This is a genomic window from Vibrio tapetis subsp. tapetis, from assembly GCF_900233005.1.
In the GTDB taxonomy this organism is placed as follows: Bacteria; Pseudomonadota; Gammaproteobacteria; order Enterobacterales; family Vibrionaceae; genus Vibrio; species Vibrio tapetis.
The window spans coordinates 1,631,410-1,646,875 of record NZ_LT960611.1 but is presented as its reverse complement, the minus strand read 5'-3'; the positions used below and the strand labels follow the sequence as shown (position 1 = coordinate 1,646,875).

General features: G+C 42.7%; 14 protein-coding genes. 9 read left to right on the top strand and 5 right to left on the bottom strand.

What is annotated here, in order from left to right; all coding sequences use genetic code 11:
* The first annotated feature begins 2 nt into the window (after positions 1-2).
* On the top strand, positions 3-899 hold the full coding sequence (gene nlpI, locus VTAP4600_RS07365) for a lipoprotein NlpI (RefSeq protein WP_231897889.1): 897 nt from the start codon (positions 3-5) through the stop codon (positions 897-899).
* 263 nt (positions 900-1,162) lie between these two features.
* Positions 1,163-2,518 carry an MATE family efflux transporter gene (locus VTAP4600_RS07360; protein WP_102522201.1) on the top strand — a complete coding sequence of 452 codons (1,356 nt, stop codon included), beginning with the start codon at positions 1,163-1,165 and terminating at the stop codon, positions 2,516-2,518.
* Between the two features lie 83 nt (positions 2,519-2,601).
* On the opposite strand, the gene VTAP4600_RS07355 is transcribed toward VTAP4600_RS07360, so the two are convergent.
* The 3 genes from VTAP4600_RS07355 to VTAP4600_RS07345 all read right to left on the bottom strand — a co-directional run bounded on the left by VTAP4600_RS07355 (position 2,602) and on the right by VTAP4600_RS07345 (position 6,790).
* Positions 2,602-3,474 carry a U32 family peptidase gene (locus VTAP4600_RS07355; protein WP_102522200.1) on the bottom strand — a complete coding sequence of 291 codons (873 nt, stop codon included), beginning with the start codon at positions 3,472-3,474 and terminating at the stop codon, positions 2,602-2,604.
* Between the two features lie 12 nt (positions 3,475-3,486).
* Positions 3,487-4,500 carry a ubiquinone anaerobic biosynthesis protein UbiU gene (gene ubiU / locus VTAP4600_RS07350; protein ID WP_102522199.1) on the bottom strand — a complete coding sequence of 338 codons (1,014 nt, stop codon included), beginning with the start codon at positions 4,498-4,500 and terminating at the stop codon, positions 3,487-3,489.
* 250 nt (positions 4,501-4,750) lie between these two features.
* Positions 4,751-6,790 carry a sensor domain-containing protein gene (locus VTAP4600_RS07345; protein ID WP_102522198.1) on the bottom strand — a complete coding sequence of 680 codons (2,040 nt, stop codon included), beginning with the start codon at positions 6,788-6,790 and terminating at the stop codon, positions 4,751-4,753.
* 198 nt (positions 6,791-6,988) lie between these two features.
* On the opposite strand from VTAP4600_RS07345, the gene ubiT reads away from it, so the two are divergent.
* The 4 genes from ubiT (at position 6,989) to rimI (ending at position 9,016) form a co-directional block, all read left to right on the top strand.
* Entirely contained in the window at positions 6,989-7,516 is a 528-nt protein-coding gene (gene ubiT, locus VTAP4600_RS07340; RefSeq protein WP_102522197.1) for a ubiquinone anaerobic biosynthesis accessory factor UbiT, read from the top strand.
* Positions 7,500-8,006 (top strand): GNAT family N-acetyltransferase, encoded by a 507-nt coding sequence (locus VTAP4600_RS07335; RefSeq protein ID WP_102522196.1) that lies wholly within the window; start codon positions 7,500-7,502, stop codon positions 8,004-8,006. The genes ubiT and VTAP4600_RS07335 overlap by 17 nt, the downstream gene beginning before the upstream one ends.
* A gap of 151 nt (positions 8,007-8,157) precedes the next feature.
* Positions 8,158-8,577, top strand: a complete 420-nt coding sequence (locus VTAP4600_RS07330) for a DNA polymerase III subunit psi (protein ID WP_102522195.1) — start codon at positions 8,158-8,160, stop codon at positions 8,575-8,577.
* On the top strand, positions 8,570-9,016 hold the full coding sequence (rimI, locus tag VTAP4600_RS07325; RefSeq protein WP_102522194.1) for a ribosomal protein S18-alanine N-acetyltransferase: 447 nt from the start codon (positions 8,570-8,572) through the stop codon (positions 9,014-9,016). The genes VTAP4600_RS07330 and rimI overlap by 8 nt, the downstream gene beginning before the upstream one ends.
* 15 nt (positions 9,017-9,031) lie before the next feature.
* Here the strand turns inward: rimI and VTAP4600_RS07320 are convergent, their stop codons facing one another.
* Complete coding sequence (locus tag VTAP4600_RS07320) at positions 9,032-11,449, bottom strand: EAL domain-containing protein (protein ID WP_197708660.1); 2,418 nt, start codon at positions 11,447-11,449, stop codon at positions 9,032-9,034.
* A 9-nt stretch (positions 11,450-11,458) separates the two neighbouring features.
* Complete coding sequence (locus VTAP4600_RS07315) at positions 11,459-12,199, bottom strand: transporter substrate-binding domain-containing protein (protein ID WP_172443090.1); 741 nt, start codon at positions 12,197-12,199, stop codon at positions 11,459-11,461.
* A 456-nt stretch (positions 12,200-12,655) separates the two neighbouring features.
* Between VTAP4600_RS07315 and prfC the strand changes: the two genes are divergently transcribed.
* From prfC to VTAP4600_RS07305, 3 genes are all read left to right on the top strand, one after another.
* Positions 12,656-14,245 carry a peptide chain release factor 3 gene (gene prfC, locus VTAP4600_RS07310; protein ID WP_102522192.1) on the top strand — a complete coding sequence of 530 codons (1,590 nt, stop codon included), beginning with the start codon at positions 12,656-12,658 and terminating at the stop codon, positions 14,243-14,245.
* Positions 14,246-14,438: 193 nt separating this feature from the next.
* Positions 14,439-14,594, top strand: a complete 156-nt coding sequence (locus tag VTAP4600_RS25920; RefSeq protein ID WP_172443089.1) for a DUF5363 family protein — start codon at positions 14,439-14,441, stop codon at positions 14,592-14,594.
* Positions 14,584-15,369 carry a TatD family hydrolase gene (locus VTAP4600_RS07305; RefSeq protein ID WP_102522191.1) on the top strand — a complete coding sequence of 262 codons (786 nt, stop codon included), beginning with the start codon at positions 14,584-14,586 and terminating at the stop codon, positions 15,367-15,369. Before VTAP4600_RS25920 ends, VTAP4600_RS07305 begins: the two co-directional genes overlap by 11 nt.
* Positions 15,370-15,466: the final 97 nt, after the last annotated feature.

Here is a 15,466-nt window from a genome sequence, read left to right as displayed (position 1 = left end):
GTTTGGTTAAATGGTTAAAAATAGCAGGAGTTAGTGCGCTTCTACTGCTAACAGGATGTGCATCTAACAATAGCCAATGGGTTTATCCACCTATGGCCGTTCCGCTTCAACCTAGCTTGCAACAAGAAGTTCAAATTGCTCGCCTTTCTCAGTTACTCACTCGTCAAGATTTGAACAATGATGTTCGTGCAAAAATGTATTACGAACGCGGTAATTATTACGATAGTGTTGGTTTGCGAGATTTAGCTCGATTGGATTTTGAGCGCTCACTTAAACTGAACCCTCGCCAACCGGATGTTTATAACCTGCTTGGTGTTTACTTTACTGAGAAACGAGAATTTGATGCGGCTTATGAATCCTTCGATTCTACCTTAGATCTCGATCCTGACAACGAATATGCCGAGCGTAACCGTGCGATTGCACTTTATTATGGTGGTCGCTACGAACTCGCTTTTGAAGAAATGAGTAAGCATTATTTAGATGATCCTCAAGACCCATTTCGAGCTCTTTGGCTTTATGTTATAGAGCTTGAAATTGATCCGGTTGCCGCTGAGAGTAAATTAAAGCAGCGCTACGACGACAGAGGTGAACGCTGGGGCTGGCTCATGGTCGCCATTATGCTAGAAGAAATCACCGAAGAGCAGGCATACAAAGCCATCGTTGATGGAACGACAGGGAACGAAGTTCTGGCTCAACGTTTAACCGAAGTGTATTTTTATTTAGGTAAGCGACATCAACTAAAAGGAGATTTCGCAAATGCTATCTCACTTTATAAGTTGTCATTGGCGTTCAATGTATTTGAGTACGTAGAGCACAGGTACTCTTACCTTGAACTCGGTAATATGTACAATATCCTTCGTGAAGCAAGGCAGCAGGAGCTCGAAAAAGAGCAGCAATGATAAGCACTAGCTAACGAATAAGACGACAGAGTCACTCATTTATGGGTGACTTTTTTGATCATTAAGCGTTGATTGAAAAGAAATTGTTACATTCAATTTAATGTCGTTCTATTTATTCTCTAATTGGGGTTTTGGTCGAAAGTCATATTAATAAAAGGTTGATTTGAAATTAATAGTACATTGTTAATCAACTATTGTGATAAAGTTTGATATTAAAATATATATCTAGTTTATATTTTGCATTAAACATGAGTGAATAATTGATGGAACAATCCATTTACAAACAGTTTTGGCGCTACACGTTACCGACCATTGTTGCAATGCTGGTCAACGGTTTGTATCAAATCGTCGATGGTATTTTTATCGGTCATTATATTGGAGCGGACGGACTCGCTGCGATTAATCTAGCCTGGCCAATCGTTGGTTCTGTGTTAGGCCTTGGCATGATGATTGGCGTTGGGACAGGGGCTATCGCTTCTATCTGGCAAGGTGAGGAGCGAATAGAGGATGCGAAGACGATCATTGCATCCAGTATGGTATTTATTGTGTTTTTGGCACCGATAATTTCATTTTCTTTGATGGAATTCTCCCCATTCTTGTTACGTAGTCAAGGTGCTGAAGGCGTGGTTTTTGATATGGCCCTGGAGTACGTACAGGTACTGTACTATGCCTCACCTATCGTACTTACCTCGTTTGCCATCCCATTTTTACTGCGAAATGATAACCGCCCTAACTTAGCTACTATTTTAATGGTGGTCGGTGCGTTGACTAATATAGCATTGGATTACGTGTTTATTGTTTTGTTGGACTGGGAGTTACTAGGGGCTGCGATTGCAACGTCTATTGCACAATCCGTTGTTGCCGTTATTGGTTTATCTTACTTTTTCAGCCCGTTTGCCACCCTAAGAATTCGTCTTAAGCATTTCTCTTTAGATTGGGAGGCGATGCTTCGCATATCAGGCATGGGGGCATCGAGCTTTTTCATGTATGCCTATGGCTGTACTATGGTTGCATTACACAACTGGATGTTTTCAGTACACAGCAATCTACTGGTTGTCGGGGCTTACGCCATTGTTGGTTATATCGTGACGATTTATTACTTCGTTGCGGAGGGAATAGCAAATGGAATGCAGCCACTAGTGAGCTTTAATTATGGTGCGCAGCGGCACAATAATGTGTATCGATTGTTGAAAATTGCTATGGCTACTGCGGTCATTGGCGGCATTGTATTTTCGGTTTTGGTTAACGTGTTCCCTCAAGGTATTGTATCTATTTTCAATGGTACTGATCCTGCTTTACAACAAGAGGCGATTGTAGGCATTCGTTTGCACTTATTCGCGGTATTCTTAGATGGTTTTATTGTGGTGGCCTCGGCTTATTACCAAGCGTTAGGTGAAAGTAAAAAGGCGGTGATGATCACCGTAGGCAATATTGTCATTCAATTGCCATTCTTATTTGTTTTACCCGGCTATTTCGGTGTCGATGGAGTATGGATGGCATTCCCACTTTCAAATATCGCACTATCAGGGCTCATTTTCTTTGTGCTATTAAGGGATGTGAAACTTTCGCCTTCAAAGACCGCTCTTAGACTACGACAAGAGACGAGTGCAGCTGTTTAGTCGGTTCGGAAAGGTAGATAATAAGCTCTCACGCAGAGAGCTTATTATGGCGTTTGAATTGATCTGTTTGATTTCCTGCCCGGCTATTTTATTTCCAGTCCAGCTAATTGATGCCAGAAACCATTGCATTGGCGGTTTTCTAGTTTGATAGGGTTTTGCCCTTGTTCATTGGATTTAAATTGATCTAAGTGTGAGAAGGTTTCTAGCCCTAGTGGGCTAAGTCGAACCACATCAACCAACCCTGTCATACTAGTTAAATCATTGATTAGGTTGTAACAATAGCCAGATTGCGTTTGAATGCCATTAAGGTTAAAGACTTCCTGTCCTTCTTGGCTTTCAACCTTTAACCCCGTTGGGTAACGAATACAGCAAGTTTCACATTCGTCTTTAGGCTTATCCTCGGCTCTAGCGGTAAAACAGCGCGCAGAGTACGCCAGTGGTAAATACCCGTGGCTAAACACTTCTACTTCAAATTTATTTCGGATACCAAGTTGCTCGCATTGAGTCATGACTTGCGATAACCACTCTCTTGATAACTCTACAGGCATACACCAACGTGTCATGCCTTGTTTAAGAAACAGCTGCAACGTTTGCGCGTTATAAGCATTAACCGCCGGGCCTACAACAAAAGGTACTTTACTATCGCTGGCGAGTTGGATTGCCGATACATCGTTGGCTTCAATAGTAAAGTCGCCGTTATCAATGTACTTCTTCATGACATTGACTTCGCTTGGCGCTTCTAATAAAGCCATGGTAGAAAGTACCACTTGCTTGCCATCAGCAGCGAGCTGTTTGGCAATATCAAACCAATGTGCAGGCTTCATTTCACGCCTTTTGGAGCAAACACTTTCACCAAGATAGATAATATTCGCTTGGCTGTTAGCGGCTTGTTGGTAAAAATTCTCAACATCTTGTTTTGGCCAAAAATAAAGAAGAGGGCCTAATGCGTATTTCATATTCAAATCTCTTTATTGCCATTTTCGGTGATATGCACCTAGCGTGGTTTGTCTGCCTTCAGAAACGTTGGCTAAAGTTGCATCCCATTGCTTAGCGACTTGATATTGCGTTGGGTTTGCTAGGTAATGGTCGATGGCTTCACGCCACGTCCGAGTCACTTGTTCTACATAGGCAGGACTTCGCTGGCGGCCTTCGATTTTTACAGAGGCAACATTCGCTGCAAATAAGTCAGGCAGCATAGACAGTGTATTTAGGCTCGTTGGTTCTTCTAGTGCATGGTAGCGCTTTGTTTCACCATCGATATTCACGTCAAAGCGGCCTTTACACAGAGTAGGGTAACCAGCATTTTCCCCTTCAGCGTATCGATCGATCAAGATTTCGTTCAGCCTAGACTCCAGACCATTTTCTGTTTCTTGCCAACGTACATACTTAGCTGGAGAACAAGCACCAACCGTATTTGGAGACTCGCCTGTCATATAAGATGATAAGTAACAACGACCTTCCGACATGATACACAAGCTTCCGAAAGCAAATACCTCAAGCTCAACCCCTTGAGGGATGTTACGAGAGAGTTGTTTTACTTGGTGGATCGAAAGTACACGAGGCAAAACCACGCGTTTAACATTGAAATTATTGGTATAGAATTGGATGGCAGCAACATTGGTTGCCGAGGCTTGCACAGAGAGATGCAATTCCATCTCTGGGTACTTGGTTGCTGCATAGTCCAACACCGCGATATCGGCCACAATTAAGGCATCAACACCAATAGCGGCCGCGTTATCAACGGCATTTGTCCAGCGGTTAAATCCATTTGGGTGTGCAAATGTATTCAAGGCCACATGAATCTTCTTATTGTGGTCATGAACATATTGAACCGCTTTATCGAGTTTTTTCCCAGTAAAATTGAGCCCAGCAAAATGACGAGCATTGGTGTCGTCTTTGAATCCGATGTATACCGCATCAGCGCCACAATCGATTGCAGTTTTTAGAGCGGGTAAATTACCCGCAGGGCAAAGGAGTTCCATGCGCTTGTTACCTAGTTGTTATTATTTATAGCCCGCATTTTATGAAGAATTATGAATGCTGAGTTTGATACAAGGCAGGTTTTTGTCGATTAAGGTGGGATAAGTACTAAATAGGAAGGACGAAATACGAAGTACTAAAAGCGGATTACTCAATGTGGAGTAGGAGAAGAAGCATTGGGAAGCTTAGGGTTAAAGGTTTCAGCCCGAAAAGTTGAAAAGAACAAAGAAGAGCTCGACGAGAGCTCTTCTGTTAATTTCTGTGTCTTCTATTTTGCACTAACAGCTCTTCCACTTCTTGCTTTGGTTGTGGTCGGTAAAAGTGAAAACCTTGTATTGAGTGGCAGTCCAGATTCGACAATAAAGTGGCTTGATGGCGCGTTTCAACCCCTTCAGCAACCACAGTCAGATTAAGCGACTTACCGAGGTTGATGATGTTTTCGATCACGGTGATCTGCTTAGGAAGCGTGTCGATATCAGTGATGAACGCACGGTCGATTTTTAACTCATCCAAAGGGAAACGAGCAAGGTAAGATAACGAAGAGTAACCGGTACCAAAATCATCGATAGATAACGCAAATCCTAGTTTTTTGATGGCATTCAACATTTGTAATGTGTGATCACTATTACTCATCACTGCACTTTCTGTTAACTCAAAAGTGATGCAGCTTGGATCGAGTTCTGTTGTATGAAGTAGCTTCTCCATGTAATCAATCAGTTTCGGGTTACCAAACTGCTCAGGAGAGAGATTAATAGCGACACGACCCGGCAAAATGCCTTGTACTTTCCAGCGCTTTACCGTTGAAAATACTTCCCTCATGACTACTCGACCAAGCTGTTCAATTAACCCAGCTTTCTCCGCGACGGGAATAAAGGCACCAGGGCTGATGTACCCTTCAACCGGGTGCTTCCATCGCACTAAAGCTTCGGCGCCGTTAATACTGAAGTCTTTTGCATTTACTTTAGGCTGATACCAAACTTCCAAACCATTTTGTTGCAGTGCTTTTTGAAGTTCAATTTCAAGCCAAAGTCGCATACGCGCTTCTTTATTCATTTGGTCGTTGAATTTGATTAAGCGGTTGCGTCCGCGATCTTTGGCTTCGTACATCGCTGTGTCAGCATTTTGCAGCAAAATTCGAGCATCTTGGCCATCTCCAGGGAAACAAACACTGCCGATAGAGCACGCCAAGCGTTTACTGAAGTGGTGGAGGTCGAAAGGTTGGTTGATCAAGGAAATGATACGCTCTCCTAGCAAATCCACCGTTCTGTTATGGTCTGGATCGGGCAGGATGATGCCAAACTCATCGCCACCTAAATGGCTTAGTACAGCTTGAGATGGGAGTAGTCGTTGTAACCTTGCAGAAACTTCTTTGATGACCTTATCACCAATATGATGACCTAAAGAGTCATTAATATTCTTAAAGTTATCGATGTCGAGATACAGCATCACTAAAGGTGTTTCATTTTGAATGAATTGCTCTAATCGTTTAGTAAAGCCGAACCGATTGTATAGCTTGGTGAAAGAGTCAATATGAGCATCTTCACCACGGCTTTGAGTGTCGTTTAGTTCCGCATTACTTAAATCCTCAATGAGGATGATATGAGATTGACTACCGAGAATGCTGGTGGTCTCTGACTTGAGCTTAATGCGTCTTTCGATACCGCAACGGGCACCGGTCAAGCAATTGATGCTGGTCTCAGACAGTAGGTGGATAAGTTGAGAACCAAAAGAACGTTTGCTCTTTTCATCGATAAACAAACGAGAGAATTCTTCGCCTAACAGCTCTGCCGGGCTATTAAACCCCAATAGTTGAGATGACGTACGGTTGGCTGAAATGATACAACCATCTTCTACTAGCAACAAACCGCTTGGCAATAATTCAGTTAAACGTGTGAATTTGTTTTCAGATTCTTCTAGCGACCGAACCAAAATTTGTTTTTCAGACGTATCAATCGCGTGGAAGGCGATGAATTCAACAATGCCCTTACTGATGATTGGCGAAAGGCTAAAATGTAAGCTGGTTTCTAAGCTATGATCGTTAAGTGTTATTTCGGATTCAACGGTTTCGCCATTAAAAGCGCGTTGGTAGTATGGTTGCAGGTTTTTATAAAATAACTCACCGAGGATCTGTTTGTCACACATCCCAATCATTTCGGTTTTATCTAGCCCCGAAATTTCACAATAGCGATCATTCACCATGCGATAGTTGTGTGCGCTGTCCAATATTGCAAAGAAAAACGGGCTATTATCCGTTAGCTTTGAAAACCAGAGTTGTAGTTGTTCTGTTGGCATCAATATTTTACCGAAATGTCTGCAATCGCTCTGCATGTACTTAGAATGCGTGATCTCAATAACTATAACCTTGAAAACTCAGATGTAAAAGGTCTCGAAACTCTAGCAATGATTTTTTTGACGCATAACATGATTTGAGTCCGAGAATCCTCTACTATGGACACTAGAAAACCAACCACTAACTGAAGAGATTTTAGCGTGTTAAACAAGATTCGTGCCCAGCTGGTACACAATGCAGCATCAATTTTGAGATCTCCAGTCCATTTACTGCCACATACGCTGCAAAAACGAGCACTGCTTGAAGCGTTAAAACAAGTATTTAAAGAAGCCTTGGAAGATGGAGACTTTGAGTTCTTGGAAGATAAATGGTTGAAGGTGAATATTAGTGATATGAATTTGGCTTGGTACATAAGTTATCGAGACGAAATGCTTGTTGTTGCTGATTCGCCAAAAGAAGCGGATGTGAGCTTTAGTGGTCAATTGAATGATTTGGTTCTAATTGCTGGCCGAAAAGAAGATCCCGACACGCTGTTTTTTCAACGTAGATTGAGTATTGAAGGTGATACTGAATTAGGTTTAGAGGTTAAAAACTTGATGGATAGCGTAGATTTGGATGCGCTACCAAGTGCGATGAAAACAATGCTCGATCAACTTGCGGATTTTGTTCAAAAAGGCCTGCAAACCCAGACTGAAAATCAAGAGGCTACTCATGCTTATTCGAACTGAAGCTCCTGCTGATATCTTACCGATTCAACGCCTTGTCTCTGATGTATTTCCCGGAGGTGGTGAGTCAGATCTCGTGATGCAACTTAGAGAGAACGGACAAAGAACATTGTCTCTTGTGGCATGTAATGATGACGGAGAGCTGGTTGGACATGCCATGTTCAGCCCGGTAATGCTCAATAACACGGATTTGAATTGGCAAGGGCTGGCTCCTGTTTCCGTTCGAGAAGATTATCGTAATCGTGGTATTGGCTCCCAACTCATTCGGGAGGGGTTAGAATCTCTCGCCGAACTAGGTTACCCAGTGTGCGTAGTGTTAGGTGACCCTAAATATTACGGTCGATTTGGTTTTGAATCTGCAACTGTGCATCAATTACGTTGCCAGTGGGAAGTCCCTGAAGGTGCGTTCCAAGTCATGCCCTTATTAGAGGATGAGCTCAGTGGTCATTCAGGGTTGATTCAATACAGCGACGAGTTTTTAGCACTTACTTAACTTAAATTGTTGTCAGTGTTTGGGAATATAGTCTTTTGATTGTCTTTCTAGAAGTTGGCAGAGAGCGCAGTGGTGTTGATGTATTTGCACTGCGTTCGATTTACCATTATTCTCGTCATCTCGCTTCTCATCTACTCTTTAAGAGCTTTTCATGTCACAGCACCCTTACCTTGAAGAAATGCAGATCGATCAGTGGATCATCCATCGACCTGATAATTTGGTTTATGGCAAAGATACTCGTGTTATTTCTCTATCTGATGATTGCCTTTTACTGCTGGTCGCGAGTGGAATTCCCGTCGGCAATGACGTAGAGTTCTTCGCAAAAGTAGCGAAAAGTTTTGGCGTCGCTCTTTCGCAAGCTCAGTTTATTCAAGCTAGTGCTCTGGACAATGTTGAAGTAAATGACAGTACAGAATGGATTTGGCTAACGGGTATGCCCGAAGCGGCAATTCAAGCAGTCAAACAGCGTTGGCCGGACAAGAAAATCTTATCATCATTGCCGTTGAATCAAATTAATGACAACAATATAGAGCGTAGAGCTTTATGGCAGCAGATAAAATCCTATGAGTAATACCTTAATTCCTATCGAGTCTTCCTTTCTTGATCGTATTTGGCAAATTGAAAGTCAGGCTCACAGCCATCCTTGGAAAGAATCCATGATTCGGGATTTGGCCTCCCGAGGGGCATGCCACTATATGTTGCTAAAAGATGAGCAGGTGGTCGGGTATTTTTATGCGCAAAATATCGTAGGAGAAATGACACTGCTTAACTTTGTTGTTGATCCTCACGTTCAAGGGCAAGGTTTCGGGCGTAAATTGCTGGAAGGCTTTTTAGATATTTGTCAGCAAAATAAAGCAGAATCAGCTTGGCTTGAGGTACGAGAGAGCAACCAAACCGCATTCAATTTGTATGAGACAGGTGGCTTTAACGAAGTGGATAGACGTCGAAACTACTATCCAACAAGCAATGGTAAAGAAGATGCCATTGTCATGAGTTACTTCTTTTTCTAATAGCCAGTTGCCGTGTTATTCACTCAGATTTGTGCTGATGCGTTGCTGTGAAAATCGCTGGGTTATTTCTTGTGCTGTTAATGGCTTATCAAAGAAATAACCTTGAAAATGCTTACATCCTAACTCTTTTAGACGAGCAAGCTCTGCGGCTTGTTCTACCCCTTCTGCAATGACCTCTAACCCTAATCGTTTGGCCATTAGGATCATAGTATCTACGATGGCTTCATCACTTTTTTCCTTATGCAGATCGGTAATGAAAGAGCGATCAATTTTTAACACATCCAGATCTAACAGTTTCAAATATTTTAGTGACGAATAGCCAGTACCGAAATCATCAATGGCAATGGCGAAGCCGTATTGTTTCAGTTGTGCCATTTTTTGAGCGCAATGATCAATATTATCCAGCAGCATGTTTTCTGTTAGCTCTAACTCAATGTCGTGGGGGCTGACGCCATGACGGTTGAGTGTCGATACGATTTGGTCAACAAAGTCTTTTTGCTCAAATTGCATAGGACTGATATTGATTGCCAGTCGGCTAAAGTGAGGGGGTAATTGCTGATTATTTTGCCAAAAAGCCAACTGCATACAGGCTTGTTCAATAATCCAATTACCGATAGGGATTATTTGACCTGTTTCTTCCGCTATCTGGATGAATACAAAGGGAGAGAGCAGGCCTTTATCTGGATGACGCCAGCGAATTAGCGCTTCAGCTCCTATCATTTGGTCAACGTCATCTACTTGTGGTTGATAGAATAATTCGAATTGATTGAGGTTAAGAGCTTCATGCAGGCCTTTTTCTATCGACAGGTAAGAACTGACTTGATTCTGCATTTCAGGTTCATACCATACGTGGGTATTACTGCCTTGAGCTTTGGCGCGGTATAAAGCGGTATCTGCTTGGCGTAAAAGATCCAACGGATTGCTATTAGCGGTTGGGAATACGGTTAACCCTGCACTGACACTGCAATATAAGTGGTGTGATTCGATTGTATATGGGGTGCTGGTGACATCTAATAAATTGAGAACAAAGGGTTCAGCTTGCTCTAAGTTCATATTTGGAACAATGATGACAAATTCGTCCCCTCCAATACGAGCACAGCATTGAACTGGGTCAAGAGTATCAATTAGCCGGCTAGCCACGGATTTAAGTAGCAAGTCGCCAATGTTATGCCCAAGTGAGTCGTTAATCGTTTTGAACCGATCTAGGTCTAGATATATTAATACGCCAGGCTCGCTCGTACGAAATGACTTTTGTATGGTTTCTTCGAGCACATCAAGAAGCTGCTTTCGATTTGGTAGCCCAGTTAAGCTGTCAAAGTAAGCCAGATCGTGGATTTGACGTTCGGCCAGTTTACGACTGGAGATGTCTCTTGCCTGCAATAAAATCAAGGAATCACCATCGAGTTCAAGCTCTATGGCCGTTACTTCAACCGGGTAGTTGCCCTGAGAATGGGTACGATGAGTTGCTTCGAATAGCGTGACATCACTCGCGGTAGGCTGCTTAAGCTTAAATTCTAAGTAATCAATAGAATAGCTTACGCTGATTTCAACGGATTTCTTGCCTAACATTTCTAGGCTAGAGTATCCCAAACTGTTGCATGCGTGTTTATTTGCGTGAGCAATAATTCCAGTTCTGTTGATGAGCAGCAGCGCATCGCCTGAATTATTCATGATAGTACTGGCAAAGTGTTCGCTTTTGGCGAGAGCTTCAATGTGCTTATTGAGTTGTTCCGTTGCGTTTTCCCGTTCATTCCATAATGCTTGAAACGACTGGGCGAGTTGACCTAATTCGTCATTTCTTAGTTGTCCGGGCAGTTGCTGATTGGCACTTTTGTGTTGTAGTGAGCGAACCCAAAATGTGAGATCGATAACGGGTTTAGATAGCTTATGGTAGAAGAATATCAGCAGAATACTTGCGAGCAGTACATTCCGGAAAAGATCAAAAAGTAGGATATTGATGGCTCTGACTGAAAATTCTTGAGCCGCTGCTATACCGTTTACACTAAAAGAGAGTTCACCGACTTTTTTTCTGGTATCAGGTTGATGCAGTTCGGTGGTGAATATTCTATTTTCTGGAAAAAGAAACTGAGAAAAAAGAGCAGCAACGCTACCTTTGTGCAGGATAACGCGCGATTCGACCGCTAACACATCGTTAAAATCATCTTTAAGTTCTACTTTTTGAATCGCAGGGTCAGACATCAAGCCGGAAGCGACTTGCTTCGCCATCATCGGACTGATGTGATAGGCCGCCTGGCTCCCCGTGCTATAGCTTTGCAATAACTTGTAATTGTACTTATCAAACAATCGAGTTTTTTCTTGGTGCAAGTCGAGAACAATCTGATAAAAGCTAAATAATAATCCAAGTAAAAGCGCGACAACAAAAACAGTGCCAGATTGATGCGTTGCAAGAGAACGGTGTTTTTTGTTTTCCACAACAGACCCTTATAGTTTGTACTTATTTAAAATTGCGTCTAGCTGACCGTTTTTTTTAATAGTAACCAGACCAGCGTTGAACTGTTTTAGTATCGTTAAAGCGTTAGGTGTTTTTTTTCCTAGGCATAGATAAAGGTTCTTTGGTGGTTGAGATACCAGTGTATGAGAGCGGATTTTATCACCCATGTCTGCTTGTTTTGCGTAATACCCTATACTCTCTATACCACTGTAAATTGCGTCAAAATCCCGCATCAATAGCATGTCTAGTGCCTGAGGAATCGTGTCCACTTGCGTGTGTTTAATGCCTTTCGACTCTAACTCAGTTTGTGTGCTCCATTTTCTGATGGCTATAATCTTAAGGTGTGACGCTTGTTTCAAGGTACGAATATCTTGCTGAGGATGGCTCGCTTTTAGAATAAGCCCTCGGGTAATTTGATTGATTGGAGACGAATAGTACAGGAACTGACTGCGTTGTTGGTTTTTTGTGCAGCTCAAGAGCCCGTCGATCTTACCATGTTCTACGCTTTTTAGCGCTCTAACCCAAGGGGGCGTACTGACACTAATTTGGAGGCTTTGCTGTGAAAATGCAGCTTTAACAATTTCAGCGTCGACACCGCCTACCGTCCCAAACTGCTGAATAATAGTATAGGGAGGGTAGTTAGTTGCAGCCAATGAGATTGGACCCGGCTCTGAGAATGCAAATGGAGACAGACTTAATATCATTGATAAAAGAGCGATTTTATAGAACATAATGGCACCTCTCATCCGTGTGAAGTGAAATTGATAAAATGGTAAATAAAATACTCTTATTTCGTGTCCTTTTTATCATGTTAATCAATAATTTTGCGGCGCATGTTGGGAGGATGAGCTATCGGTGGTTTTATATGCAATCTCTTTTTAATGGAATGTGACATAGATCTATTTTCTGTGGGGCTCATGGTGCTGCCACGGTTTTTCGAATTGTTCACACTATGCTGGAAAGCGGCGCTGTAATCTCATACAATTGCGCCACTCGCTCACACCAATAAGATACGAACCGATGTAATAGACGTTATTTAGCTCGTCTTATCCTTGCCTACCAACACCTAGTTAAAGATAGGTGGGTTGGTTCGTTGGTGTTAAAGCCAAACTAATTTCAAATGTTAGGTGCTGTAATTACGTCTCGTAATTGCTGTAGCACCATGACTTAAAAAGAAGATTACATTGATGTCTAATTCTCCATTTGTTCAAGAAGTGTCTAAACGTAGAACCTTCGCAATCATTTCTCACCCGGATGCGGGTAAGACCACCATTACAGAAAAAGTGTTGTTATTCGGAAACGCGATCCAAAAAGCCGGCACAGTAAAAGGACGCGGTTCAAAACAACACGCTAAGTCTGACTGGATGGAAATGGAAAAAGAACGTGGTATTTCGGTGACTACGTCTGTGATGCAGTTTCCGTATAACGAATGTTTAGTTAACTTACTGGATACCCCAGGACACGAAGACTTTTCGGAAGATACGTATCGAACTCTTACGGCGGTTGATTCATGTTTGATGGTGATCGATGCGGCCAAAGGTGTCGAGGATCGTACTCGTAAACTGATGGAAGTGACTCGCTTGCGTGATACGCCTATCGTCACTTTTATGAACAAACTTGACCGTGATGTGCGTGACCCAATGGAAGTGCTAGACGAAGTTGAAAGTGAGCTAGGTATGGCGTGTGCGCCAATCTCTTGGCCAATCGGCTGCGGTAAAGAGTTCAAAGGTGTTTATCACATTCACCGTGATGAAACGATTTTATATGAATCTGGCCACGGTCATGAAATTCAGGAAGTACGTATCATTAAGGGGTTAGATAACCCTGAACTTGATGATGCCGTTGGTGAAGACTTAGCATCAAGCGTACGCGAAGAGTTAGAGCTTGTTATGGGCGCTTGCCCTGAGTTCGATCTAGAGTTGTTCTTAGCGGGTGAATTGACTCCGGTGTATTTCGGTACAGCTCTTGGTAACTTCGGCGTAGACCATATGTTAGACGGTCTAACTAAATGGGCGCCTGGTCCACAAACGCGTAAAGCGAATCAACGTGATGTAACTGCAACAGAAGAGAAGTTCTCTGGTTTCGTCTTTAAAATTCAAGCAAACATGGATCCTAAACACCGTGACCGTATTGCCTTTATGCGTATTGTATCAGGCACGTACAATCAAGGCATGAAGATGAACCACGTTCGTACTGGCAAGAATGTCAGCATCTCGGACGCAGTAACCTTTATGGCTGGTGACCGTTCTCGTGCTGAGCAAGCATTTGCGGGTGACATTATAGGTTTGCATAACCACGGCACCATTCAAATTGGTGACACCTTTACTCAAGGTGAAAACCTGAAGTTTGCCGGCATCCCTAACTTTGCGCCAGAATTGTTCCGCCGCATTCGTTTAAAAGATCCGCTAAAGCAAAAGCAGCTGCTTAAAGGCTTGGTGCAACTTTCTGAAGAAGGCGCGGTACAGGTATTCCGTCCGCTGCAAAACAACGACCTTATTGTGGGTGCGGTTGGTGTGCTTCAGTTTGATGTGGTTGTGGCTCGTTTGAAGTCTGAATATAACGTCGAGGCGATTTACGAAGGCATTAACGTTGCTACAGCTCGTTGGGTCGAATGTGATGACGTGAAAATGTTAGAAGAGTTTAAACGTAAGAACCAAACCAACTTAGCATTGGATGGTGGTGATAACCTTTCTTACGTTGCACCGACCATGGTGAATCTAAACTTAGCGAAAGAGCGTTTCCCTGATGTTGAGTTCCGAGCCACTCGTGAGCACTAATAAAGACAGGTAAACTTAACTTAAGCTATGATTAACGCCTATTGATTCGTCAATGGGCGTTTTTTTTGGATGAAAAGGCTAGGGGGGAAGTGCTAAAAGCTAAGTGCTAAAAGCGAAGTACTAAAAGCGAAGTACTAAAAGCGAAGTATTAAGAGCGAAGTATTAAGAGCGAAGTGGTGTGGAGGGAGGGGTGATGAGCAGTTGGTTTAAGAAGTGGTTGAAGCGGTATGATGAGTGGTGTGAGTCTATGGGGCTGACACCAGAAAACAAGCGCTCTTGTGTTCCATATAGAGCCGATCCTGCGAGTGCTAAGGATAACGCCAGAGATAAAGTGCCTGATGAGCAGTGAGTTTCCGTTGTTCGATACACATTGCCATTTGGACTTTGAGAGGCTAGGGGATCCCGCTCAAGTTTTATTGGACGCCAAGCTTGCTGGTGTTGAAAAAGTCATGGTGCCCAGTGTTGGTTTCTCTAACTGGCAAGCTGTTTCTGATTTATCCTGCCAGTTTGATAATGTTAGCTATGCCTTAGGTCTGCACCCTTATTTTAGTCACGATCATAAAGACGAACATTTATTACAGCTAGAACAGCGATTATCCCAAAAACAAGCCAGTTGCGTTGCGGTCGGTGAGTGTGGTTTAGATTTCGCAATTGCTGATCTTGATAAAACAAAACAGCTGCATCTATTTGAAAGCCAAATTGCGCTTGCGGCAGCACATCATCTGCCAATGGTTGTACATCAGAGAAAATCTCATCAAGAACTCATAAAACGTTTAAGAGCGAGCCAATTTACATGTGGCGGGGTGATTCATGGATTCAGCGGTAGCTTACAGCAAGCACACGACTGGATAGATTTGGGGTTTTCTATTGGTATCGGCGGTACTATTACCTACCCAAGAGCGAAAAAGACAAGAGATACCGTTAGCCGTTTACCACTCGATAGTGTGCTACTAGAAACCGATGCGCCAGACATGCCTATATTTGGCTACCAAGGTCAAGCTAATCATCCCAAAATGTTGCGCTTCGTGTTAAATGAATTTAACAATTTGAGAGCCGAATCAAAGCAAACGATTGCAGCGCAGATCTGGTTTAAAAGCAATAATCTCTTCTCAAAATGTGAATAAGTTCGATGTTCAATGTGAAAATGATCGAGCATACGTTTGCGTAGTGTGATTTTGGTCACATATATGGGTAATTGGAGGTAAAAAGTTACGCTGAAGT